The sequence below is a fragment of the Streptomyces sp. NBC_01176 genome (assembly GCF_045039825.1).
Classification (GTDB): Bacteria; Actinomycetota; Actinomycetes; order Streptomycetales; family Streptomycetaceae; genus Streptomyces.
This window is the reverse complement of the sequence record NZ_CP108600.1, coordinates 6,696,318-6,718,340: the sequence shown is the minus strand read 5'-3', so window position 1 is coordinate 6,718,340 and position 22,023 is coordinate 6,696,318. Positions and strand designations below refer to the sequence as shown.

The 22,023-nt window shown below is 73.1% G+C and carries 22 protein-coding genes, 1 other RNA gene and 1 pseudogene; 11 read left to right on the top strand and 13 right to left on the bottom strand.

Annotation, left to right across the window (positions count from 1 at the left end; translation table 11 throughout):
* Positions 1-4: 4 nt before the first annotated feature.
* The gene (locus OG199_RS29040; protein WP_405831964.1) at positions 5-214 is read right to left on the bottom strand and encodes a DUF397 domain-containing protein; all 210 of its coding nucleotides are present in this window, start codon (positions 212-214) and stop codon (positions 5-7) included.
* Positions 196-1,038, bottom strand: a complete 843-nt coding sequence (locus OG199_RS29035) for a helix-turn-helix domain-containing protein (protein WP_405831962.1) — start codon at positions 1,036-1,038, stop codon at positions 196-198. Before OG199_RS29035 ends, OG199_RS29040 begins: the two co-directional genes overlap by 19 nt.
* A gap of 208 nt (positions 1,039-1,246) precedes the next feature.
* Here OG199_RS29035 and OG199_RS29030 point away from each other — a divergent pair, with 208 nt between their 5' ends.
* Entirely contained in the window at positions 1,247-1,462 is a 216-nt protein-coding gene (locus tag OG199_RS29030; RefSeq protein WP_405831961.1) for a hypothetical protein, read from the top strand.
* Positions 1,459-1,683 carry a hypothetical protein gene (locus OG199_RS29025; RefSeq protein WP_405831959.1) on the top strand — a complete coding sequence of 75 codons (225 nt, stop codon included), beginning with the start codon at positions 1,459-1,461 and terminating at the stop codon, positions 1,681-1,683. Before OG199_RS29030 ends, OG199_RS29025 begins: the two co-directional genes overlap by 4 nt.
* Positions 1,684-1,982: 299 nt before the next feature.
* Here the strand turns inward: OG199_RS29025 and rnpB are convergent.
* The 4 genes and pseudogenes from rnpB to OG199_RS29005 form a co-directional block, all read right to left on the bottom strand.
* Positions 1,983-2,386, bottom strand: an RNA gene (gene rnpB, locus OG199_RS29020) — RNase P RNA component class A.
* A 70-nt stretch (positions 2,387-2,456) separates the two neighbouring features.
* Positions 2,457-3,230 (bottom strand): annotated as a pseudogene (locus tag OG199_RS29015) (DMT family transporter); the annotation flags it as partial.
* A gap of 157 nt (positions 3,231-3,387) precedes the next feature.
* Positions 3,388-4,206 (bottom strand): AraC family transcriptional regulator, encoded by an 819-nt coding sequence (locus OG199_RS29010; protein WP_356800619.1) that lies wholly within the window; start codon positions 4,204-4,206, stop codon positions 3,388-3,390.
* Positions 4,207-4,716: 510 nt separating this feature from the next.
* Positions 4,717-6,150 (bottom strand): RNB domain-containing ribonuclease, encoded by a 1,434-nt coding sequence (locus OG199_RS29005; protein WP_405831958.1) that lies wholly within the window; start codon positions 6,148-6,150, stop codon positions 4,717-4,719.
* 95 nt (positions 6,151-6,245) lie between these two features.
* On the opposite strand from OG199_RS29005, the gene yaaA reads away from it, so the two are divergent.
* Together yaaA and eda are read left to right on the top strand one after the other, a co-directional pair.
* Positions 6,246-7,046, top strand: a complete 801-nt coding sequence (yaaA, locus tag OG199_RS29000) for a peroxide stress protein YaaA (RefSeq protein WP_356800617.1) — start codon at positions 6,246-6,248, stop codon at positions 7,044-7,046.
* Between the two features lie 143 nt (positions 7,047-7,189).
* Positions 7,190-7,861: a bifunctional 4-hydroxy-2-oxoglutarate aldolase/2-dehydro-3-deoxy-phosphogluconate aldolase gene (gene eda, locus OG199_RS28995; protein ID WP_401798916.1), complete on the top strand. Its 672-nt coding sequence runs from the start codon at positions 7,190-7,192 to the stop codon at positions 7,859-7,861.
* A 15-nt stretch (positions 7,862-7,876) separates the two neighbouring features.
* On the opposite strand, the gene OG199_RS28990 is transcribed toward eda, so the two are convergent.
* Entirely contained in the window at positions 7,877-8,899 is a 1,023-nt protein-coding gene (locus OG199_RS28990; protein ID WP_405831955.1) for an NAD(P)-dependent alcohol dehydrogenase, read from the bottom strand.
* A 153-nt stretch (positions 8,900-9,052) separates the two neighbouring features.
* Between OG199_RS28990 and OG199_RS28985 the strand changes: the two genes are divergently transcribed.
* Complete coding sequence (locus OG199_RS28985) at positions 9,053-9,892, top strand: helix-turn-helix domain-containing protein (protein WP_405831953.1); 840 nt, start codon at positions 9,053-9,055, stop codon at positions 9,890-9,892.
* On the opposite strand, the gene OG199_RS28980 is transcribed toward OG199_RS28985, so the two are convergent.
* From OG199_RS28980 to OG199_RS28970, 3 genes are read right to left on the bottom strand one after another with little or no spacing between them, the layout of a single operon-like run.
* Positions 9,867-11,228, bottom strand: coding sequence for a bifunctional RNase H/acid phosphatase (locus tag OG199_RS28980; RefSeq protein ID WP_405831952.1), 1,362 nt, complete (start codon positions 11,226-11,228; stop codon positions 9,867-9,869). The genes OG199_RS28985 and OG199_RS28980 overlap by 26 nt on opposite strands.
* A gap of 11 nt (positions 11,229-11,239) precedes the next feature.
* Entirely contained in the window at positions 11,240-11,983 is a 744-nt protein-coding gene (locus OG199_RS28975) for a zinc ribbon domain-containing protein (RefSeq protein ID WP_405834707.1), read from the bottom strand.
* A complete protein-coding gene (locus OG199_RS28970) occupies positions 11,980-12,840 on the bottom strand; it encodes a Nif3-like dinuclear metal center hexameric protein (RefSeq protein WP_405831950.1) in 861 nt (286 codons plus the stop codon). Before OG199_RS28970 ends, OG199_RS28975 begins: the two co-directional genes overlap by 4 nt.
* 253 nt (positions 12,841-13,093) lie before the next feature.
* Between OG199_RS28970 and OG199_RS28965 the strand changes: the two genes are divergently transcribed.
* The gene (locus tag OG199_RS28965) at positions 13,094-14,464 is read left to right on the top strand and encodes a hypothetical protein (RefSeq protein ID WP_405831949.1); all 1,371 of its coding nucleotides are present in this window, start codon (positions 13,094-13,096) and stop codon (positions 14,462-14,464) included.
* Between the two features lie 58 nt (positions 14,465-14,522).
* Positions 14,523-14,690 (top strand): hypothetical protein, encoded by a 168-nt coding sequence (locus OG199_RS28960; RefSeq protein WP_266698861.1) that lies wholly within the window; start codon positions 14,523-14,525, stop codon positions 14,688-14,690.
* A gap of 217 nt (positions 14,691-14,907) precedes the next feature.
* On the opposite strand, the gene OG199_RS28955 is transcribed toward OG199_RS28960, so the two are convergent.
* The 3 genes from OG199_RS28955 to OG199_RS28945 are packed head-to-tail and all read right to left on the bottom strand — an operon-like array spanning position 14,908 to position 17,892.
* Positions 14,908-15,864, bottom strand: coding sequence for a 3-oxoacyl-ACP reductase (locus OG199_RS28955; protein WP_405831948.1), 957 nt, complete (start codon positions 15,862-15,864; stop codon positions 14,908-14,910).
* Positions 15,865-15,900: 36 nt separating this feature from the next.
* Positions 15,901-16,977: a Zn-dependent alcohol dehydrogenase gene (locus OG199_RS28950; RefSeq protein WP_405831946.1), complete on the bottom strand. Its 1,077-nt coding sequence runs from the start codon at positions 16,975-16,977 to the stop codon at positions 15,901-15,903.
* A gap of 30 nt (positions 16,978-17,007) precedes the next feature.
* Positions 17,008-17,892 (bottom strand): MaoC/PaaZ C-terminal domain-containing protein, encoded by an 885-nt coding sequence (locus OG199_RS28945; RefSeq protein ID WP_401798930.1) that lies wholly within the window; start codon positions 17,890-17,892, stop codon positions 17,008-17,010.
* A gap of 327 nt (positions 17,893-18,219) precedes the next feature.
* On the opposite strand from OG199_RS28945, the gene OG199_RS28940 reads away from it, so the two are divergent.
* The 4 genes from OG199_RS28940 to OG199_RS28925 all read left to right on the top strand — a co-directional run bounded on the left by OG199_RS28940 (position 18,220) and on the right by OG199_RS28925 (position 21,999).
* Complete coding sequence (locus OG199_RS28940) at positions 18,220-19,149, top strand: ABC transporter ATP-binding protein (protein WP_356800607.1); 930 nt, start codon at positions 18,220-18,222, stop codon at positions 19,147-19,149.
* Positions 19,149-19,871 carry an ABC transporter permease gene (locus OG199_RS28935; RefSeq protein WP_401799211.1) on the top strand — a complete coding sequence of 241 codons (723 nt, stop codon included), beginning with the start codon at positions 19,149-19,151 and terminating at the stop codon, positions 19,869-19,871. Before OG199_RS28940 ends, OG199_RS28935 begins: the two co-directional genes overlap by 1 nt.
* 113 nt (positions 19,872-19,984) lie before the next feature.
* Positions 19,985-21,298 carry a sensor histidine kinase gene (locus OG199_RS28930; RefSeq protein ID WP_405831944.1) on the top strand — a complete coding sequence of 438 codons (1,314 nt, stop codon included), beginning with the start codon at positions 19,985-19,987 and terminating at the stop codon, positions 21,296-21,298.
* A 68-nt stretch (positions 21,299-21,366) separates the two neighbouring features.
* Complete coding sequence (locus OG199_RS28925; protein ID WP_153293147.1) at positions 21,367-21,999, top strand: response regulator transcription factor; 633 nt, start codon at positions 21,367-21,369, stop codon at positions 21,997-21,999.
* The last annotated feature ends 24 nt before the right edge of the window (positions 22,000-22,023 follow it).

Here is a 22,023-nt window from a genome sequence, read left to right as displayed (position 1 = left end):
CGGGTCAGCGGGGCGTGCGGCCGCCCTTGACCGCGGAGACGAACGAGGCCCAGCCGCCGGCGGGGAACACGAGCACCGGCCCGTGCGGGACCTTGCTGTCCCGCACGGGGACGACGGTGGCGAAGTCGTCGCAGACCTCGAGGCAGGCGCCGCCGTCCGAGTTGCTGTAAGAGCTCTTACGCCACGTCACGACGCTCAGGTCGATGGATTGCACGGCACTTCCTCCAACATGCGCAGGACGAACTTCCGCGACTCGGCCGGAGACAGCGCCAGGTCACGCACTGCATCGTAGGCACCTTGCAGCTTCTCGACCGCCGCGCTGTCCTCGATCAGGTCGCCGCGGTGCGCGTTCTCCGTGTATGCCACCGTACGTCCCTGTGGCAGACGTAGAAACCACACGTCGGTGCTGTCAAGGCCGTAAGGGCCGGCGCTGAACGGCAGCATCTGAACGGCGATGTTCCGACGCTGCGCCATCTCAGCCAGGTGCTCCAACTGCCCTCGCCACTCCGGAGTGTGCACCAACGCCGTCCGCAAGACGGCCTCGGAAAGGATGGTCCGGAAGCGGGGCGCATCCTCCCCCTCCAACAACTCCCGCCGCCCCATCCGAGCCTCGACCTGCTGCTCGAGTTCCTTCCCCTTGAGGCCGCCCGCAGCCAGCACCTCCCGCGCGTACCCCGGCGTCTGCAACAACCCCGGCAGCACGCTCACCGCGAAGTGCCACAGGCTCACGGCCTCGGCCTCCAGCGCCATGTACCGCCGGTACCGCTCACGGAACTGCGTATGGTCCCCGGCGGCCAGCTCCCACAGCGCGAGCAGCAGCCCCGGGGTCCCGTAGTGCTGGTCGAGGGCCTGGACGACCTCCGGGCTGCCGAGCGTCTCGCCCTTCTCCATCTTGCCGAACAACGACCAGTCCCAGCCGAGCCGTTCACCGAGCGCCCGCAGACTCGTCCCGCTCCCGGCCCGCAGGGTCCGCAGTTCCTCCGCGAACCGCTGACGGGGTTCCTGACTCCGGCCGGTGATGACGCGGCGCTGCGGCATACCGCTCCCTTCGGGACGTTCGCGCGAGCGATGTGGAACGTGTGGAACCACTTCCGTACGACGGGGAAGCACAGCCCCGTCCACAGCGTGGTCGGCCACGTCCGGGCGCATTCTCGTAACACCCGGACTACGCAGCGTAATTCGCCCAGCACAGCCGGGTCATGGAATTGGTCATGCCCTTCGCAGCCCCGGACCGACAAGGACGCCGATGCCCCGCACGCCCAAGATCCAGGAAGCCCTGGACGCCCGTGACGCCCTCGCCTCCGCCCTCAGCCGGGCCGGCGTCCAGCTCCCCGCGATGGACGTCCGCACCCCCTGGGCGGACGACGACGAGGTCCGCTACGCGCTCGTGCACCTCGGCGTGTGCTCCGCGCCCGTGGCTCTGATGCTCGCGGACGCGATCCTCAGGGGGATCGCCGCGTGACGGAGAACGCGGTACCCGGCGTCGGAGTGGCCGTCCACGACACCGCCCGGGACCGCGTCGGACGCGTCATGGGCCACGAGGGCCCGTATCTCCAGGTCCGCCCGCTCGGCGGCGGCGTCGAATGGGACGCGGAACCGGGCCACCTCAGGCCCCTGAGCCAGGACGAACTGCTGAGCGCCCTGGTCGCCGAGGCGAACGCCCGCAGCCGACGGTCCGGCTGACGTTCCGTCGATCGACAGGGACACCCGAATCAGGGGTCGAGGACAGGGAGCAAAGGAAGATCCTCGTCACCGCACTGGCCGTCGTATTCCTGTGTACAGCCTGCGCATGGCCGGTGATTCCGCTGCTCATCCACCCGATGAACCGGCATCGCGGCTTCTGGGCGGCCGGTGACGGCGAGGAACAGGTGCTGGATCTCGTTGCAGGTTTCGCCGCCCGGCACAGCAAGCCCCTGAAAGCTCGGAAAGGGACCTCCGACGCAGGTCGGAGGCCCCCTTCCGAGCAAAGCCGCGAGTGGCGGCAGACGAGTCGGGCTGTACGCCGGGTTCTGTCGCCCGGTCGCCTCGCGGCGGCCGGGGAGACGGCCATCCATCTAGGGCCGGTGTTGCCACCGGCCTCGTGCGGTCTACCCGCGGACTCGGGCGGGCAGCCCTCGAACGTCCGCGCAGAGCACGTTTTACGGCGCTCCTTTTGACCTTGCTCCGGGTGGGGTTTACCTAGCCGCCTGAGTCACCTCAGGCGCTGGTGGTCTCTTACACCACCGTTTCACCCTTACCGGGGACCGAGGTCCCCGGCGGTCTGTTTTCTGTGGCACTGTCCCGCGGGTCACCCCGGGTGGCCGTTAGCCACCACCCTGCCCTGTGGAGCCCGGACGTTCCTCGGGAAGGTCCGCAAGGACCTCCACGCGGCCGTCCGCCCGGCTCGTCTGCCGTGTGGACCATGCTACCGGGCGCGCGGCCCGCTTCGGTCCGGCCGTCGCCGTCGCCAGGACCGAGCCGGCCAGGATGAGGGCGAAGGCCGCGAGGGTGCCGGGGGTCAGGCGTTCGTCCAGGAAGAGGGCTCCGGCGGCGACGGCGATCGCCGGGTTGACGTACGTGATCACCGTGGCCCGCGTCGGCCCGGCCTCCTTGATGAGTTCCAGGAAGGCCACGAAGGCGACCGCCGTGCAGATGACGCCGAGGCCCGCGAGGGCGGTCAGGACCTGGGCCGAGGGGACCGAGGCAGGCCAGGTGGCGGCTGCCGCGGGGGCGTAGACCAGGGCCGCGAGGGTCAGGCAGGGGGCCGTGAGGTGGAGCGAGGGGACGTCCTTGAGGTGGCGGGCGGCTATCACCGGCGCCGTCGCGTAGCCGACGACCGTCAGCAGCACCTCGGCGAGCGAGCGGGAGTCGCCGCCGGTCAGGTGCGGGATCGTGAGGACGGCGACGCCGGACAGGCCGAGTGCCAGACCCGACATGCGGCGGGCGCCCAGGCGTTCGGTGTCGCCGAACAGGCGGGCGGCGGCCACGCCGACGATCGGGACGCCCGCGATCAGCAGGCCCGCCGTGGAACTGGACAGATGACGCTCGGCGTCGGTGAGGGTCCACCAGGGGACGATGATCTCGATGCACGCGAAGGCCAGCATGGGGCGCCAGTGGGTCCGTACGCTCCGCGAGAGGCCGCTGAAACCCCCCTGGCGGAGCGCGAAGGGCAGCAGCAGCGCGGCGCCCACCGCACAGCGCGTGAACACCACCACGGACGGGGACACTCCGTCCACCGCCACTTTGATCATCAGGTAGGGGATGCCCCAGACCACTCCCATCAGGGAGAACAGGAACCAGCCGCGTGCAGTCATGCGGGCAGTGTGGGCCGGGTGAGGGGCCTTCGTCTTGAACGTCGTTGCGCTGCGATCGGCCCGAACGCCCCGATGCCGTACGGACCCGGACGAGCTACGACCACACGCTCGCGCGGTACGCCGCCGGGGTCACCCCCAGCACCCTGCGGAACCAGCGCGTCAGATGCGCCTGGTCCGCGAAGCCCACGAGGGAGGCGACCTCGGCCGGGCGCAGACCGCGCTCCAGCAGGCCGCGGGCCCGGTTCACCCGGTGCTGCGCCAGCCAGGCGTACGGGGGCATGCCCATCGTCGTACGGAAGGCGCGCAGCAGTTGGTAGCGGGACAGGCCCAGGTCGGCGGCGAGGTCCGTGAGGGAGGGCGGGGTGAGGAGTTCGTCGGCGAGGCGGTCGCGGACCGTGCGGGCGACGGTGCCCGCGCCCGGGATCGTGTCGCGGGCCGGGCGGGCCGTGGAGTGGCGGCAGGCCAGGGCCGTGAGCAGCCAGGGGATACGGGACTCGGCCTCCAGCGGGTCGGGGCAGGCGCTCAGGTCGGTGTGCGCGGCGCGCAGGGCGGCGGCCAGTTCGGGGTCGTCGATGATGGGGTCGCGGAAGTGGGGGACGGTACGGGTGCCTTCGGCGAGGAGGGCGGACTGCGGGTACAGGGCGCGGTAGGCGTAGCCGTCGGGGATCGCGGGGCCGCCGGTGTGGGCCTCACCGGGGGCCAGGACGACGATCGAGCCCGGGCCGGTGTGGATACGGCTGCCTCGGTAGTCGATGAACTCGGCGCCGCCCACGCAGACGCCGATCGTGTACTCCTCGTGGGCGTGGGGGGCGTAGCGGTGGTTCTCGAAGCGGGCGGTGAGGAGGTCGAGGGGGTGGCCGTCCCGGCCGAGGGTGGCTCGGGTCCAGCGGGTCTCTTCACGTCCTGTGCGCATGTTTCTTCCCCCGGTTTCGTCAGGGCATGGAACACCCGTGGGGGCTGTTCCATGCCCTGGCCTCCGGCTCGGGGCCGCCGTTCTTCGCCCCCGCCGCCCCTACCCGTCCCCTCCTCGACCTGGGGCTCCGCCCCAGACCCCACCGGAGGCTCCGCCCCCGCACCCCCCACGGGGCTCCGCCCCCGCACCCCGCCAAGGGGCTGCGCCCCCTGGACCCCCGCTTCGCCCGAAGGGCTCGTCCTCAAGCGCCGGACGGGCTGGATATGCGGGCCGGAACCAATTCGCTGATGCCCGGACGGACCGAGAGGGCGACGTCCGGAACAGGCGCGACGCGGCTCGCAGCGCTGAAGCCCGGACAAACCGAAAAAGCGACACCCGGAACAGACACGGCGCGCCTCGCCTCGCTGAAGCCCGGACAAACCGAAAAAGCCACACCCGGAACACGCGCGACGCGGCTCGCGTCGGTGTGGGCCTAGCCGCAACTCGGGCCCCCGCGTACCGAACCGTCGCTCACGCCGGGGCGAACCGTACCTTCGTCGTGCCCGGGTCCGCCGCCGTGAGGCGTACGCGCAGGTGTTCGCCGAGGGGCAGTCTCGAACGGCCGCCGGTGATGCGGGCGAGGACGGCCGGGGACTCCAACTGCACGGTTCCGACGGTGGGGTCGTTGTCCTGTACGTCGACCACGAAGGCCTCGAAGAGGTCGCCAACCCGGTCCTTGAGCAGTGCGGCCTCGATGATGTCGACGCACTCGCGCTCGACGGTGGCCGCGCGCCGGCTGCCCTCGGCCATCTCCTTGGGCAGGGCGTCGAGGGCGGTGAGGACCCACTCGGGGGTTTCTCGGCCCTCGGCGGCGGCGAGGCAGATCTCCGCGGCGTAGCGGTCGCCGAGGCGGCGCAGTGGGGCTGTGCAGTGGGCGTAGGGCGCGGCGACGGCCGCGTGCGAGGTGACGTCGGGGAGCAGGCCGTCGCGGAAGGCCGTGTAGCCCGCGCCGCGCAGCAGCGTCGTGCACTCCTGGAGGAAGGCCGCGTGGTGCGGCCGGTGCGGGTCGAGGGAGCGGATGAGCTGCGCGTACGAGACGTGGTGCGGCCAGTCGATGCGCAGGGCCTTGGCGGTGCGGCGCAGCCGGCCGACCGCGCCGTCGGGGGCGGCCGGGAGCGTGCGCAGGACGCCTGTGCCGTGGGCGAGCATCAGGTCGGCCGCGGCCATCCCGGTGAGCAGGGAGATCTGGGCGTTCCAGCCCTCGGCGGGGAGCGGGGCGCGGTAGGCGAGTGAGCAGGTCCCGTCCCTCTCGACGATCTCCTGTTCGGGGACGTTGAGCGAGATGCCCCCGCGTTCCACCTCCAGGCGCTCGCGCAGCACGCCGATGTCCTTGAGGAGGGCGAGGGGTTCCTCGGCCGTCCCCGCGTCGATGCGTCGCTGGACGTGCGCGTAGTCGAGCTTGGCCCGGCTCCGTACGAGGGCGCGGCGTACGTCGGTCGACTCGGCGCGGCCCTCCGCGTCGAGGTCCAGCGTCCACAGCACGGCCGGGCAGGTCTGGTCGGGGAGGAGGCTGGCGGTGCCCTCGGAGAGCTGGGGCGGGTGGAGGGGGACCTTCTCGTCGGGGAAGTAGAGCGTGGTCACGCGGCGGTGCGCCTCGGCGTCGAGCGGGCCGCCGGGTGTCACGAAGGCGGCGACGTCGGCGATCGCGTACCGCACGCGGTAGCCGCCCCGCTCGCGGCGCGTGAGGTGCATCGCCTGGTCGAGGTCGGTGGACGCCGGCGGGTCGACGGTGAAGAAGGGGATGTCCGTGGCGTCGTGGGAGGGCAGCCGGGGTGGCCGGCCCGCCTCCTCCAGGGCGTCGGGCGGGAAGTTCTCGGGTACGCCGAGCTCGGTGCGCAGGGCGCACAGGGCGGCCCCCAGGGGAGCCTCCGGTGCGCAGACGGCGCGCATGTGGCGGCGGGGCATGGGTCGAGCGTAGGTCGCCCGCGCGCGGCGGGCACCCCGGGCCGCACCCCTTAGGCTGGCGCGCGGGCCATTCCCACCGTGAGGAGAACACCACCGTGCTCGTGCTGCTGCCGCCCTCCGAGGGGAAGGCCCCCTCGGGCCGGGGAACCGCTCTGAAACTGGAGTCGCTGTCCCTGCCCGGTCTCACCGAGGCACGTCGGGCGGTCCTCGACGAGCTGGCCGAGCTGTGCGCCGGTGACGAGGAGAAGGCCCGCGAGGTGCTCGGACTGAGCGAGGGGCTGCGCGGCGAGATCGCCAAGAACACGGAGCTGCGCACCACCGGCGCGCGGCCCGCCGGGGAGATCTACACGGGGGTCCTGTACGACTCGCTGGACCTCGCCTCGCTGGACACGGCCGCCAAGCGGCGCGCGAGCCGTTCGCTGCTGGTGTTCTCGGGGCTGTGGGGCGCGGTCCGGGTGACGGACCGGATCCCTTCCTACCGCTGCTCGATGGGTGTGAAGCTGCCCGGCCTCGGGGCGCTCGGCGCGCACTGGCGGGCTCCGATGGCCACGGCGCTGCCGGAGGCGGCCGGGGACGGGCTGGTGCTCGACCTGCGGTCCTCGGCGTACACGGCCGCGTGGAAGCCGAAGGGCGAGGTCGCCGGGCGCACGGCGACGGTGCGGGTGCTGCACTCGCAGTGGGTGGACGGGGTCGAGAAGCGGTCGGTCGTCAGCCACTTCAACAAGGCGACGAAGGGCCGGATCGTGCGGAGTCTGCTGAGCGCCGGTGCGGCGCCCAAGGGCCCGGCCCAGCTGCTGGAGGCGTTGCGGGATCTCGGGTACGTGGTGGAGGCGAAGCCGCCGGCCGGCGCGGGCCGGCCGTGGGCGCTCGACGTGGTGGTGACCGAGATCCACTAGTTCCCCCGGGGGGCGTCCGGGTTCGTCGCCCGGGGCGCGCAGCCGTTCCGGCAGGGGATCGCCGACCTCACACCCCCTCCCTCCCGTTGCAGCATGCGCAACAGTCTTTGCGCATGCTGCACACCCCGGGCAGGATGACGAGCATGACCTCGTCACCGCCCTCGCCCTCGCCTGCCCCCGCAGCCGGTCCCGTGTCCGCCTCCGTGCTGGATCTCGCGCCCGTCATGCCCGTCGTCGTGGTGACGGACGCCGCCGACGCGGTGCCGCTGGCGCGGGCGCTGGTCGCGGGCGGACTGCCCGCGATCGAGGTGACGCTGCGGACCCCGGCCGCGCTCGACGCCATCCGTGCGATCGCCGCCGAGGTGCCGGACGCGGTGGTCGGCGCCGGCACCGTCATCACGCCCGCCCAGGTGGCGGACACGGTGGCCGCCGGAGCGCGTTTCCTGGTCAGTCCCGGCTGGACGGACGGGCTGCTCGACGCCATGAAGGCGTCCGGGGTGCCGTTCCTGCCGGGGGTGTCCACGGCCTCGGAGGTCGTGGCGCTGCTGGAGAGGGGGGTGCGGGAGATGAAGTTCTTCCCCGCCCAGGCGGCGGGCGGGACGGCGTATCTCAGGTCACTGGCCGGTCCGCTGCCGCAGGCGCGGTTCTGCCCGACGGGCGGCATCACGCCGGACTGCGCCGCGGAGTACCTCGCGCTGCCCAACGTCGGGTGCGTGGGCGGCACCTGGATGCTTCCCGGCGACGCGATCGCCGCGAAGGACTGGGGCCGGATCGAGGCGCTGGCCAGGAACGCGGCGACGCTGTACGCCCGTTGAGGCGCGGCACGGGGATCAGTTCACCCTGATGACGACCTTGCCGAAGGCCGCGCCGCTCTCGTAGTACGAGAACGCCTCGCGCACGTCGTCGGTGCCGAAGCCGAGGACCCGGTCGACGACGGGACGCGTGCCGTGCAGCGCGAGCGCCCTGTTCATGGACTCGAAGTGGGCCCGGCTGCCGACGAACACCCGGCGGATGGTGGCCAGGCTCGACGCGTACGCCGCGTGCGAGATCTCGATGCCGGGACGGCGCGGGTTCCCGGTGATCAGCAGCACGATCTGGCCGTACAGCGCGGCGGCACGCATCGACTGCTCGATGGTGTCGGGGCCGTTGGTCTCGACGACGAGGTCGGCGCCGCGGCCGCCCGTCAACTCCCGTACCACGGAACCCCATGCGGGGTGTCGTACGTAGTCGACGACATGGTCCGCGCCGAGGGCCTTGAGCCGGTCGGCCCTGGCGGCGCTCGACGTCGTCGCGACGACCTGGGCGCCCAGCATCTTGGCGAACTGCACGGCGAAGAGGGACAGGGCGCCGGTGCCGAGGGTGAGCACGGTCTGGCCGGGGGCGAGCGGCTCGCCCCCGTTGAGGGAGTGCCACGCGGTGACGCCGGCGCAGGGCAGACTGGCGGCCTCCTCCCAGGTCAGATGGTCCGGGACGCGTACCGCCGCCTCCTGGTCCAGACGGGCGTACTCGCTGAGCATGCCGTCGAGGGTGACCCCCGGCTGGTCGAGGAGGGCCGGGGTGATCCGTCCGTCGAGCCAGTTCGGGAAGTACGTCCCCGCCACCCGGTCACCGACCACGAACCGGGTCACCTCCCCGCCCACCGCGACGACCTCTCCGGCACCGTCGCTCACCGGGATCACGTCCGGCACCGCCTTGAGCGGATAGGTCCCCTTCATGATCAGCAGATCGCGCTTGTTGAGGGAGACGGCCCGCACGCGGACGAGGATCTCCCGGGGGCCGGGCTCGGGGCGGGCCGTCTCGCGCGGGACGACGCCTTCGATGGTGCCGAGCGTCTCCAGGTGGTACGTACGCATGTCGCCCCCTGTGGTGTGTGCGCCTACGTGGACGCGTCCATGCTGTTCGGACGGGGGCCGCGCCTCAATTCCCGGCGGGGTATGACGGATCGCCCCGGGAAGCGTCCGGAACCGCTGCCGCCCCCTGACGTACAGATGACGTACAACTGGTCCATGACCACCCGTATCGTGAGCGAACCTCCCCCCTTCGCCCGGGAGTTGCTGCGCTGGCGTACCGCCCGCCGGGTCAGTCAGCTGGAGCTCGCCTCGCGGGCGGGGACGACACAGCGGTACGTCAGCTTCATCGAGCGTGGGCGTTCGGTGCCCGGCAGGGAGATCGTGATCCGGCTCGCCGAGTCGCTGGACCTGACCCTGCGGGAGCGCAACTCGCTGCTGCTGGCCGCCGGTTACGCGCCGGCGTTCGCGGAGTCGCCGCTCGACGCGGTCGCGCTGCGGCCCGTGCGGGAGGCGTTGCACAGCATCCTGGAGGGGCACCTGCCGTATCCGGCGCTGGTGGCGGGGCCCCGGGGTGAACTCGTCGCGGCGAACGCGGCGTTCGAGGTACTCACGGAGGGAGCCGCCGCCGAACTGCTCGTCCCGCCGGTGAACGTGCTGCGGCTGGCCCTGCATCCGCGGGGCATGGGGCCTCGGGTGGTGAACCTGGACGCGTGGGGCCAGCACATCGTGGAGAGCCTGCGGGCCCGGGCCGTGCGCAGCCCCGACCCGGCACTCGACGCGCTGGCCGAGGAGCTGGCGCGGTACGTGCCGGCGGGCGAGCCGGGCGCGGCGTACCTCGGCTTCGCCGTCCCCCTGCGACTGCGCTGCCCGGAGGGCGAGTTGAGGCTGCTCACCACCCTGACGTCGTTCGCGACCGCCGTCGACGTGACGCTCGCCGAACTCCACCTGGAGGCGTTCTTGCGGGCGGACCCGGAGTCCGCGGAGATCCTCCGGACACGGGACGCCCGGCGAGCTGCGACCAGCGGTCCGCTCAGCGCAGGTGGGAGGTGTCGTTGAAGAGGCGCAGGCTGGCGTTGCCGTCCGCGTAGTACGCCACCGCCGACAGGGAGGCCGCGGACAGCTCCATGCGGAACAGCGACTCCGACGGGGCGCCGATCGCGAGCCGTACGAACGTCTTGATCGGGGTGACGTGGGTGACGAGCAGGACCGTGCGGCCCGCGTAGGAGGCGACCAGCTTGTCACGGGTGGCGGCGACGCGGCGGGCGGTGGCCTCGAAGCTCTCGCCGCCGCCGGTGGGTTCGGCCTCCGGCGAGGCGAGCCAGGCGTTCAGGTCGTCGGGGTGGCGCTCGCGGACCTCGGCGAACGTCAGCCCCTCCCAGGCGCCGAAGTCCGTCTCGCGCAGGCCGTCCTCGATGCTCACGTCGAGCCCGAGACGGGCCGCGACGGCCTCCGCGGTCTGCCGGGTCCGGGTGAGCGGGGAGGACACGATCGCCTGGATCGTGCCGCGCGCGGCGAGCGCCGCGGCGGCCCGCTCCGCCTGCTCCCGGCCGACGTCCGACAGTGCGGGGTCGGTGCCACCGCTGCCGGAGAACCGCTTCTGCGGGGTCAGCGGGGTCTCGCCGTGCCGCAGCAGGACGAAGGTGGCGGGCGCGCCCATGTCGGGGGCGGCGCCCCATCCGACGGTCGGGGCGGCTGTGGCCACGTTCCGTGCGGCCCGTTCGTCGTTCTCGGACTTCGTGGCTTCGCCGACGTCCGGTGCCGGGGGTGCGACGGGAGTCGTCGGGCCGCGGGACGGTGGGGGCTGGTCGCGCGGTTCCCCGCGCCCCTTTCGGGGCGTTTCCGAACCCGGTGCTCTCAAGGCCGCGCGGGCCTTCGCCGCGCCCGCTGCCGCGTCCCCCGGCGGGCCCGACGGCTCAGGTGTCGCGGGTCTCGTCGCCCTCGCGTCCAGCTCCGCCGTCGACCGCGACGGCGACCACTGCTCGCCGCGCTTCCCCGCGTCCATGGCCTCGTTGGCCAGGCGGTCGGCGTGCTTGTTCCGTTCGCGCGGGATCCACTCGTAGGTGACCTGCGCGGGCGGCAGGATCCGGGCCGCCTCGGCGGCCAGCGGCTTCATGTCCGGGTGCTTGATCTTCCAGCGGCCGGACATCTGCTCGACGACGAGCTTGGAGTCCATCCGGACCCGGACCGTGGCGGTCGGGTCCAGCTCGCGGGCGGCCTTCAGTCCGGCGACCAGGCCCCGGTACTCGGCGACGTTGTTGGTGGCGATGCCGATGTACTCGGCGGCCTCCGTCAGCGTCTCCCCCGTGGCCGCGTCGATGACCACGGACCCGTACCCCGCGGGACCCGGGTTGCCCCGGGAACCGCCGTCCGCCTCGACGATGAACTCCCGCACGCCCATGGCCCCTACAGGCCGGACTCGGACGTGCGCACCAGGATCCGGCGGCAGTTCTCGCAGCGCAGCACGGTGTCCGGGGAGGCCGCCTTGACGTCGTTGACCTCGGTGATGTTGAGCTCGAGGCGGCAGCCCTCGCAGCGGCGCTGGTAGAGCCGGGCCGCGCCGACGCCGCCCTGCTGCTCGCGCAGCTTGTCGTAGAGCTTGAGGAGGTCGGCCGGGACCGAACCGGCGACGACGCCGCGCTCCTTCGTCACCGTGGCCGTCTCGGCGTCGAGGGACTCGAAGGCCGCGTCCCGTCGCCCGGTGGCGTCGTCGATCTTCGACTGGACGGAGGAGACCCGCTCGGTCAGTTCGGCGACCCGCTCCTGCGCGGACTCGCGGCGCTCCATGACCTCCAGGACGACGTCCTCCAGGTCGCCCTGCCGCTTGGCGAGGGAGGTGATCTCGTGCTGCAGGTTCTCCAGGTCCTTGGGGGAGGTCACGGCACCCGAGTCCAGGCGCTGCTGGTCGCGGGTGGCGCGCTGGCGCACCTGGTCGACGTCCTGCTCCGCCTTGGTCTGCTCGCGGGCGCAGTCGCTCTCCTCGGTCTGCGCGGCGACGAGCAGGTCGCGCAGCTGCGTGAGGTCCTTGTTCAGCGACTCGATCTCGGCGTGCTCGGGCAGCGACCTCCGCTTGTGCGCGAGCTGCTGCAGGCGTGCGTCGAGGGTCTGGACGTCGAGGAGTCGGATCTGGTCGGCGGGCGCGGCGTTCAGTTGGGGGCTCCAGATGTGTCGGTGTTCGAGGCCGCGTGGGCGGTCCAGGGGTCGGTGACCGTCTTCGAGACGTGGACCCGCAGGTCCCATCCGTGGCGGTCGGAGATCTCGTCGAGCTGGGTGGCTGCCAGCTCGCACCAGGGCCACTCGGTGGCCCAGTGCGCCGCGTCGAGCAGCGCGAGAGGACTGGGGGCGCGGACCGCCGTGAACTCCGACGCCGGGTGGTGGCGGAGGTCCGCGGTGAGGAAGGCGTCGACGCCCGCGGCACGCACGTCGTCGAAGAGGCTGTCGCCGGAGCCGCCGCTGACCGCGACGGTCCGTACGAGCGCGTCGGGGTCGCCCGCGACCCGGATGCCCTGCGCGGTGGCCGGCAGCCGTCCGGCGGCGCGCGCGGCGAACTCGCGGACGGTCACCGGGTGGTCCAGTTCACAGACGCGGCCCAGGCCACGGCGCCCTTCGGGGTCGGTCGGGTCCGGCACGAGGGGGCGTACGACACGGAGGTCGAGCGCGCCGGCCAGGGCGTCCGAGACACCGGGGTCGGCCCGGTCGGCGTTGGTGTGCGCGACGTGCAGCGCGATGTCGTTCTTGATGAGGGTGTGCACGACCCGGCCCTTGAAGGTGCCGGCCTCGACCGTCGTCGTCCCGCGCAGATAGAGCGGGTGGTGGGTGACCAGCAGGTCGGCGCCCAGCTCCACCGCCTCGTCGACGATGTCCTGGACCGGGTCGACCGCGAACAGGACCCGCGTGACCTCCTGGTCGGGGTCGCCGCAGACGGTGCCGACCGCGTCCCATCCCTCGGCCCTCTCGGGCGGCCAGAGGGCGTCGAGCGCGGCGATGACTTCAGACAGGTGGGGCACGGGGAAAGGCTACCTGCCTCACGTCCGTGTCCCACCGGTCGCGGGTGCGCTCGACCGGGCGGGCGGGGCGCCCCCGGGCACGGGGGCCGCCGTCGTCCCGGCCCCGTGCGCTCCGCCGCGCCCCGCTCAGCACACCCGCCCCCGTTCCCTCAGGCGAATCGCGGCACGGCCACCCTTATGTGTGAAGCGGCCGGGCGTCGGTCCCGCGTCTGTGCGTACGAAAACTAGCTTCGTCGCCGGAGGTGACCGAACGATGACGGCCTGTGCGACCGAGCCCGCGGCGGACCACGCGAACCAGAACACGGTGAACACGAAGAACGCAGCACACGAGAACGGGCGGGCCAGCCGCCCCGGATGCGTGATCACCGCCGACGGAACCTACGCGGCGCGCCTCGCGCTCGACGGCGAGTGCTGGTTCCCGGAGCGCTGGACGCTGGACGGCCACGAGCCGTACGCCGTGCCGCTGCCGTCCCACCAGCCGGAGGAGCCCGGCACCGAGGTGCTGCCGATGACCGACGGGCGGGTGCTGATCCACCGGGTGACGGCCGGACGGCACGCGTTCTCGCTGCTGTATCCGACCGGGCCCGGCACCGGGGAGCTGCCGCTCGGCGCGGTGGAGTGCGCGGAGGAGGGCTCCCGGCTGTGGCTGCTGCCGCCCGCGCCCGACGGGGAACACGCGTACGCCCTGGCCGTGGGACGGGCGTCCACGGCGGTCTGGCTGGTGGCGGGGGGCGCCTTCGGTCCCGAGCACCTCGCCGAGATCCCGGGCCGTTGTTCGGGCGGGGTGTGGCTGGACGGCACGGGACGCATGCTGGCGCTGGACCGTTTCCAGGACGGCCGGACCAAGACCGTGGTCGTCGACCTGGAGCGCGGCGGCGAGGTGTCACCGCTGCTGCAGATCGCCGAGGACAGCAACGACCGGCTGCTGCTCGCGGACGCCGACAGCGGGCTGCTGCTCATCCGTTCGGACGCGCCCTCGCCGGGGCACGCCCGGCTGGGCTGGGGGGTGCTGGGGAGCACGCTGCCGGTCCGCTTCCCGGAGTGCCTGCGCGCCTCGGACTGCTCGGTGACGCCGTTCGCGATCCAGCCGGGGCAGGTGCTCACGCCGGAGCGCTGCGCGGTGGCCCTGCGGATCGACGGGCCGGGCGGCACCTGGGTGGGGATGTGGCGGCCCGTCGAGCGTCAGGTCCACCATCTACCGGCGCCCGAGGGGTGGTTGGCGGGGGCGGGCCTGTTGACCGGGGAGGGCGAACTCCGGCTGCCGTACGCCACGAGGGCGGTGCCGTGCGGGGTGGCGCGGCTGGCGGCGCCGGCCGTTCCGGTGGACGCGGAATGCGCACGCCCGCCGGAACGGGTGGCCGCGCGCCCGGTCCCGCTGCAACAGGCGCCCTTGACCGGCCGGGCGGCTCCGTCGTCCCGGCCGGTGGGACAGGACGGCACCGGTCCCGTCGCTCCGGGCGTTCCCGGCCTCCCGTTCGTCTCCGCCGTTCCGATCGTTCCGATCGCTCCCGCCTTTCCGGTCGCCCGGGCCGGGCGGAGGGCCGGGGACAGGACGCCCGGTGGATGGGAACGGGTGGAACTGGCCGGGGCGCATCCCGGTCACCCGCCGACGACCCGGCCATGACCGCCGGTTAGAATCCCCCGGCTGCAAAGAAGGATCTTGTTGACGGGGTGAACACCAGATGAGCGACATCAGCACCATGGAACCGCCGGTCACCGACGCCCAGGACGCCGCGGCGCAGGCCGCGGGCCACGGCAGGCACCGGGGGCCGGTCTCCGGCCAGGACGACGAGGCGATGCCGCACGGCCGGCACCGCAAGCCGTCCGGTCAGCCGGACAGGTCGGCCTGACGGCACGTCGGACCTACGACACGGCCCCGCTCACCCGAGGTGAGCGGGGCCGTGTCGTTGCTGTCGTCGTGTCGTTGCTGTCGTCGTGTCGTTGCTGTCGTCGTGTCGTTGCTGTCGTCGTCCGGTCCCGCCTCCGGCCCGCGTTCCCGGAGCGGCCCGTTCGCGCTCCCGGGGCCTCCCGGTCACGGCCGGCCCGCCCGGTCCCGCCGGCCGGGCGCTACCCGCGCTTGAGTCCCAGGACCTCGGCCGCCGCGAACGTCTCGCCCCGCGGGCGCCCGGCGTAGTGCGGGCTGAGCAGGGCGTCGAGTTCGTCGTAGGTGAAGGCGGGCTGCTTGGTGTCGAACTTGGCGGCCACCCGCGGCCGTTCGACGACCGCCACCATGCCGCCGTGCACGACGAGCAGTTGCCCGTTGACGTGCGCGGCGGCGGGCGAGGCCAAGTAGCCGACGAGCGGGGCGACATGCTCGGGGGCGAGCGGGTCCAGCCCCTCCCCCGGCTCCGCACCGGCCTCGGGAGCCGGGAAGCCCGCGAACACGTCCTCGGTCATACGGGTCCGGGCCCGCGGGCAGATGACGTTCGCCGTCACCCCGTACCTGGTCAGCGCCAGCGCGGTCGACGTGGTCAGGCCGACGATGCCGCCCTTGGCCGCCGCGTAGTTGGGCTGACCCGCCGAACCCGCGAGGAACGCCTCCGACGAGGTGTTGACGATCCGCCCGTACACCGGGCCGCCCGCGGCCTTGGACCGCGCCCGCCAGTGCGCCGACGCGAAGTGCGTCATGTTGAAGTGGCCCTTGAGATGGACCCGGATGACCGAGTCCCACTCCTCCTCGGACATCGAGAAGACCATCCGGTCGCGCAGGATGCCCGCGTTGTTGACCAGGATGTCCAGTCCGCCGAATCCGGCGACCGCCGACTCGACCAGCCCGCGGGCCTGTTCGTGGTCGGCGACGTCGCCGGTGTGGGCGAGGGCGCGGCCGCCCGCGGCACGGATCTCGGCGGCGACCTCCTCGGCGGGCGCGGCCGAGGCCGCGCCCGAACCGTCCCGCCCGGGACGTCCGTAGTCGTTGACGACGACGGACGCGCCCAGGCCGGCGAGCTCCAGCGCCTCGGCCCGGCCGAGGCCGCGCCCCGCGCCGGTGACGATCGCGGTCAGCCCCTCGAGTGGCAGTGACATCAGGGTCCTCAGCGGTGGTCGGGGTCGGATTCGGTGTCAGATCTCGATGCAGGTGCGCAGGGCGGTGCCCGTCCGCATCTGGTCCAGTGCCTCGTTGATCCCGGACAGCGGCACCCGGTGGGTGATCAGGCCCTCCAGGTCGATGCGACCCGCACGCCACAGGGCGATGGTCCGCTCGTAGGAGCGCAGGACGTCGCCACCGCCGTACATGGACGGCAGGATGCGCTTCTCGTCGAAGAACAGCTCGAACATGTTGAGCTGGAGGAAGTCGTCCATGGCGCCCGCGCCGACGACGACGAGGGTGCCGCCGCGCCGGGTGTTCTCGTAGGCGGTGCGGGCGGTGGCCGACCTGCCGACGACCTCGAAGACGTAGTCGAAGCCCTCGCCCGCGGTCACCGACTGCTTGGCGTCGGCGAGTCCGTCCGGGGCGACCGCCCTCGTCGCGCCGAACCTCAGCGCGGCCTCGCGACGGGAGGCGACCGGGTCGACGGCGACGATCTCGGCGGCGCCCTTGAGGCGCGCGCCCTGGATGGCGGAGATGCCGACGCCGCCGCAGCCGATCACCGCGACCGACGAACCGGCCTCCACGTCTGCGGTGTTGAGGGCGGCGCCGAGCCCGGTCGTGACACCGCAGCCGATGAGGGCGGCGATGTCGAAGGGCACGTCGTCGGGGATGGGCACGGCGCAGCCCGCGGCCACCACGACCTCCTCCGCGAAGGTGCCGGTCCCGGCGAAGCCGAAGACATCCTGGCCGGAGCGCCTGAAGTTGGGGGTGCCCGCGTTCATGAACCCGGCCAGGCACAGCTCGGTCTGGCCGCGCTTGCAGGCGGGACAGGCACCGCAGGCCGGCAGCCAGCAGACGACGACCCGGTCGCCGGGCTTGAGACCGGTGACCCCCTCGCCCACCTCGGTGACCTCTCCGGCGCCCTCGTGACCGGGCACGAACGGTGCGGGCTGCGGCAGTACGCCGGTCATCGCGGACAGGTCCGAGTGGCACAGTCCGGTGGCCCGCACCCGGATCCTGACCCGGCCGGGCCCGAAGCCCACGGCCTCGACGTCGTCGAGGACGTCGAGTTTGTCCTGGCCTGTCTCGTGCTGTACGGCTGCGCGCATGGTGCGGCTCCTCTCAACGGTGGGCTGGGCTCACGCGTGCTCGACGACGGTGTCGGCCAGCACCGGCGCGTCGTCCCGGTCGGCCGCGGTCACCGACACCCGGATCCCGCCGTCCCGGGCCGGCCCGCGCCACATGCGGACGCGCAGGGTCTCGCCGGGGAACACGACACCGGCGAAGCGGGTGGTGTACGAGCGGACGCGGGACACGTCCCCGTCGAGCAGCGTGTCGACGACCGCCTTGAGCGTCACGCCGTACGTGCACAGTCCGTGCAGGATCGGCCGGTCGAAGCCGGCCAGCTTGGCGAACTCCGGGTCGGCGTGCAGCGGGTTCCAGTCACCGGAGAGCCGGTAGAGCAGCGCCTGGTCCTCGCGGACCGGGCGTTCGACGGTCCGGTCCGGCGGCCCGTCCGGTGCGTCGAGGCGGGTGGAGGGGCCGCGGTCGCCGCCCCAGCCGCCCTCTCCTCGTACGAAGATCTGGGCGTCGTTCGTCCACAACGGCCCCTCGGCGTCCGCGACCTCGGTGCGCATGACCAGGATCGCGGCCTTGCCCTTGTCGTACACGGCGGCGATCCGCCCGGTGGCCGTCGCCCTGCCCTCGGCCGGTATCGGGCGGTGCAGGGCGACGCGCTGCCCGCCGTGCAGGACGCGGGTGAGGTCGACGTCGACCCCGGGCATGGACAGACCGCCGATCACACCGGGGGAGCCGGCGCCCGCGACGGTGGCGAAGCTCGGCAGGACGTGCAGCCTGGACTCGAGGGTGTAGCGCAGCTCGTCGGCGTCCGTGGCGGGGGTCCGCTTGTCCGGGTTCGCGCCCGCGCCGAGGCCGAGGTGGTAGAGCTGGACGTCCTTCCGGTCCCAGGTGATCTCACCGATACGGGGTTCGGCGGCGAGGGCCTTTGCGGCGTCGATGGGCATGGGGCTCCTGAATCACTAGCGCGAAAGACCTCGATGCGGCCGTCCGCACCGTCGGCCGCACCGAGGTCGACACGGGGCCTCGGAACCCGCCTGTTCTAGAACGCGTTCCAGTACGGCGACCCCCTGTATAGCCCAGCGCCCCCGAGTTGTGAAGGCTGCTGACGTCATGTCAGATCCGGGCTCGCGGCACCGGCCGGGACACGAGCCGTGAGGCGAGACACGGCACCGGACGCGACACCGGCCGGCCGCGGCCGTGACATTTGTCCCGGCCGACTGCCCACAAGTGCCTCTGCCGGGCCCGCCGTCCCGGCTCGTAACGTCGTTTTCATGACATGGACGACGGGGACGACCGGAACGACGGGGACGGAAGCGGCGGTGTCCTTCACGGGAGCCGTCAAGGCGTTCGGCGCGGTGCGCGCCGTGGACGGGGTGGATCTGGAGATCGCCCGCGGCGAGACCGTGGCGCTGCTGGGCCGCAACGGGGCGGGCAAGTCGACCACGATCTCCCTCCTGCTCGGGCTGAACGAGCCCGACGAGGGATCGGTAGCGCTCTTCGGCGGGCCCCCGGAGCAGGCGGTGCGCGCCGGGCGGGTCGGGGCCATGCTCCAGGAGGCACGGCCGGTGCCCCGCGTGACCGTCCGCGAGCTGGTCTCCTTCGTGGCGGGCCGCTATCCGGCGCCGCTGCCGGTGGACGAGGCGCTGCGGCTGGCGGGGATCGCGGAACTGGCGGGGCGACGCGCCGACCGGCTCTCCGGCGGCCAGGCGCAGCGGGTGCGGTTCGCGGTGGCGCTCGCCGGGAACCCCGCGCTGATCGTGCTCGACGAGCCGACCGCCGCGCTGGACGTGGAGGCGCGGCAGGCGTTCTGGGCGTCGATGCGGGCGTACGCGCGGCGCGGGCACACCGTCCTGTTCTCCACGCACTATCTGGACGAGGCCGACGCGCACGCGGACCGGATCCTCGTCATCGACCGGGGGCGGATCGTCGCGGACGGCACCGGTGAGCACCTCAAGCGGTCGGTGGGCGGCAACCTGGTCTCCTTCGACCTGGCCGGGGAGAGCACGCGGGGGCTGACCCTGCTGCCCGGTGTGGTGTCGGTGGAGGTGCGCGGGGACCGGGCGCGCCTGCGGACGGACGACTCGGACGCGACGGTGGTCGCGCTGGCCCAACGGGGCTCGATCCGTGGCCTGGAGGTCACCGCGGCGTCCTTGGACGACGCGTTCCTGGCCCTCACCTCATCTGCTCTGGAGGCGGTGTGATGCTGGACTACCTGCGGCTGGAGGTGCGCCGCACGCTGCGCGACACCGGCTTCGTGATCGGTGGCGTCGCGATGCCCGTGATGATGTACCTGCTCTTCACCAACCTCGGTGGCGGAGGCGACGACGGCGGCTGGAAGACCGGTTCCATGATCGGGATGGCCGCGTACGGGGCGGTGGGCTCGGCCCTGAACACCGGCGGCGGGGTCGCCGAGGACCGGGTGACCGGCTGGCTGCGGCAGCTGCGGGTGACGCCGATGACGCCGCGCGAGGTGGTGCTGGGGCGGGCGCTGACCGGCTCGGTGACCGTGCTGCCGGCGATCGCCGCGGTGCTGGCCGCGGGCGGTCTGGTCAACGGCGTGCGTCTGGCGGCCTGGCAGTGGGCGGCGGTCGCGGTGCTGCTCTGGCTCGGGTCCGTGCCGTTCACGCTGCTCGGCCTCGGCAACGGTTACCGGCTGACCGCGCAGACCACCGGTGTCGCCAACATGGCGTGCAACCTGGGGCTCTCGGTGGTGGGCGGCCTGTGGTTCCCGGTCACGCTGTTCCCCGACTGGCTGCGGTCGGTGTCCGTGTACACGCCGGCCAACCGCTTCGCGGAGCTCGGCCTGTCCGTCACCGACGGCCGCGCTCCGGCGCTGGGCGCGGTCGCGGTGCTCGTGGCCTGGCTGCTGGCCTTCGGTTCGTACGCTGTGGTGTCGTACCGCACAGCGGCGCGGACCGCCTGAGGAGCGGCGGGCCGCCCGTACCGCGGCGGTCCGCCCGTACCGCGGCGGTCCACCCGGACGGTGGCGCGGCGGCGGGAAAAGGTCCCAACTGGAGCGGGGAACGGGGGCACGACATGTCGTGGACGCACAGCTCGTGGATGCGCGGAGTCGTCTGCCGGATCAAGGCGTGGCAGGAGTCGCGGCGGCGGTGGAAGGCGGACATGGTGAGGTTCAAGGCGGCGCGGCGCACCGCGCGCGAGAACGGGCAGGCGCTGCCCGAGAACCCGGGGCCGCCGCCGACCGGGTTCGCCCTGCTGCCCTGGCTGCTGCTGGGCATGGGGGCCTTCTCCAACCTGTTCCAGGGCAGGACCGCGAACCCCTGGATAGGCGCCGTCGGCCTGTTCATCTTCAACTCCCTGTACATCAACGTCGCGTTCCGTGCCTTCGTGAAGGAGAAGCGCGAGGCCCTCTCCACGCGCCTGGCGCTCGCCGCGATGGGCGTGCTGACCTGCGGTCTCGCCATCGGCTACGGCGGCAACTGGCTGCTGTTCTTCCCGCTGCTCGGTCTCGCGACGGGGGCGACCCTGCGCGGCCCCTGGCTCGGCAGGACGGGTATCGGTCTGGCCGCGCTGGCGGGCGCTGTCTCCGGCGTCCGGGAGGGCTGGGACGCGATCAACATCGCGTACGGCACCTTCCTGTCCACGATGGTCACGGCGGCGATCCTGTCCCTCGCCGAGGCGGTACGTGAGCTGCGGGCCGCCCGTGAGGAACTGGCCCGGCGCGCCGTCGAGAAGGAGCGCCTGCGCTTCTCCCGCGACCTGCACGACCTGCTCGGCCACACGCTCTCCGTGATCGTGGTGAAGTCGGAGGCGGCCCGCCGGCTGGCGCCCCGCGATCTGGAGGCGGCCCTGGTGCAGGTCACGGACATCGAGTCGGTCGGCCGCCAGGCCCTCACGGAGATCCGCGAGGCGGTCACCGGCTACCGCGAGGGCAGCCTCGCCACCGAGCTGGACCGGGCCCGCTCCGCGCTGTCCGCGGTGGGCGTCGACCCGGTCGTACGGCAGTCGGGGCCGCCCCTCGTGCCGCGGTCCGAGGCCCTGCTGGGCTGGGTGCTGCGCGAGGCGGTCACCAACGTCGTCCGGCACAGCGGCGCGACCCGCTGCGAGATCAGCGTCGCCGGTACGCGGGACCGGGTCCGTCTGGAGGTCGCGGACGACGGGGACGGCACGCTCTCCCCGTCGCCCGTGCCGGGCATCGGCGGAACCGGTCTGAAGGGCCTGACCGAACGCCTGGCGGTGGCCGGCGGGTCGCTGCGGGCCGGACCGTCCCCGCGCGGCGGCTTCACGGTCACCGCCGAACTGCCCGTGGAGGGCGAGCTCCCCGCGGACGGCGAACTCCCCGCGGATCCCGAGGAGTTGCCGCTGTCCAAGATGCCCAGGGCGCGGTGACCACGCATCTCGCCCCGTCCGTCCAGGACATGGCGCTGCCGCAGGCCTACGCTGGGCCCGTGGATGAGATGCCCCGGGATCACCGTCCGGTGAAGTGTGTGAGGGTCCTGCTCGCCGAGGACCAGGGAATGATGCGCGGGGCGCTCGCTCTGCTGCTCGGCATGGAGGAGGACCTGGAGGTCGTCGCGCAGGTCGCGGCGGGCGACGCGATCGTGGACGCCGCGCTGCTGCACCGCCCGGACGTGGCCCTGCTGGACATCGAACTGCCGGGCATGAGCGGTCTGGACGCCGCCGCCGAGCTGCGCCGACAGGCCCCGGACTGCCGGGTGTTGATCCTCACGACCTTCGGCCGGCCCGGCTACCTGCGCCGCGCCATGGAGGCGGGCGCCGCGGGGTTCCTGGTCAAGGACGGGCCCGTGGAGGAGCTGGCCGAGGCGATCCGCCGGGTGCTGACCGGCGAGCGGGTCATCGACCCGGCCCTGGCCGCGGCCGCGCTGAGCGCCGGGCCCAGTCCCCTCACCGCCCGCGAGTGCGACGTGCTGAAGGCCTCGGTGGACGGCGCCACCGTCGCCGACATCGCGGGCAGACTCCACCTCTCCGAGTCGACGGTCCGCAACTACCTGTCCTCCGCGATCGGCAAGACCGGCACCCGCAACCGTATGGAGGCGATGCGGGAGGCCCGTCAGCAGGGTTGGCTCTGACCGGCGGCCGCCCGCGTCGCCGCG

Excerpts from the sequence above, each read along its gene's own strand:
- OG199_RS29035 (WP_405831962.1), bottom strand. The coding sequence starts at position 1,038 with ATGCCGCAGCGCCGCGTCATCACCGGCCGGAGTCAGGAACCCCGTCAG.
- OG199_RS29030 (WP_405831961.1), top strand. The coding sequence starts at position 1,247 with ATGCCCCGCACGCCCAAGATCCAGGAAGCCCTGGACGCCCGTGACGCC.
- OG199_RS29010 (WP_356800619.1), bottom strand. The coding sequence starts at position 4,206 with ATGCGCACAGGACGTGAAGAGACCCGCTGGACCCGAGCCACCCTCGGC.
- OG199_RS29005 (WP_405831958.1), bottom strand. The coding sequence starts at position 6,150 with ATGCCCCGCCGCCACATGCGCGCCGTCTGCGCACCGGAGGCTCCCCTG.
- eda (WP_401798916.1), top strand. The coding sequence starts at position 7,190 with ATGACCTCGTCACCGCCCTCGCCCTCGCCTGCCCCCGCAGCCGGTCCC.
- OG199_RS28990 (WP_405831955.1), bottom strand. The coding sequence starts at position 8,899 with ATGCGTACGTACCACCTGGAGACGCTCGGCACCATCGAAGGCGTCGTC.
- OG199_RS28985 (WP_405831953.1), top strand. The coding sequence starts at position 9,053 with ATGACCACCCGTATCGTGAGCGAACCTCCCCCCTTCGCCCGGGAGTTG.
- OG199_RS28965 (WP_405831949.1), top strand. The coding sequence starts at position 13,094 with ATGACGGCCTGTGCGACCGAGCCCGCGGCGGACCACGCGAACCAGAAC.
- OG199_RS28960 (WP_266698861.1), top strand. The coding sequence starts at position 14,523 with ATGAGCGACATCAGCACCATGGAACCGCCGGTCACCGACGCCCAGGAC.
- OG199_RS28955 (WP_405831948.1), bottom strand. The coding sequence starts at position 15,864 with ATGTCACTGCCACTCGAGGGGCTGACCGCGATCGTCACCGGCGCGGGG.
- OG199_RS28950 (WP_405831946.1), bottom strand. The coding sequence starts at position 16,977 with ATGCGCGCAGCCGTACAGCACGAGACAGGCCAGGACAAACTCGACGTC.
- OG199_RS28945 (WP_401798930.1), bottom strand. The coding sequence starts at position 17,892 with ATGCCCATCGACGCCGCAAAGGCCCTCGCCGCCGAACCCCGTATCGGT.
- OG199_RS28940 (WP_356800607.1), top strand. The coding sequence starts at position 18,220 with ATGACATGGACGACGGGGACGACCGGAACGACGGGGACGGAAGCGGCG.
- OG199_RS28935 (WP_401799211.1), top strand. The coding sequence starts at position 19,149 with ATGCTGGACTACCTGCGGCTGGAGGTGCGCCGCACGCTGCGCGACACC.
- OG199_RS28930 (WP_405831944.1), top strand. The coding sequence starts at position 19,985 with ATGTCGTGGACGCACAGCTCGTGGATGCGCGGAGTCGTCTGCCGGATC.
- OG199_RS28925 (WP_153293147.1), top strand. The coding sequence starts at position 21,367 with ATGCCCCGGGATCACCGTCCGGTGAAGTGTGTGAGGGTCCTGCTCGCC.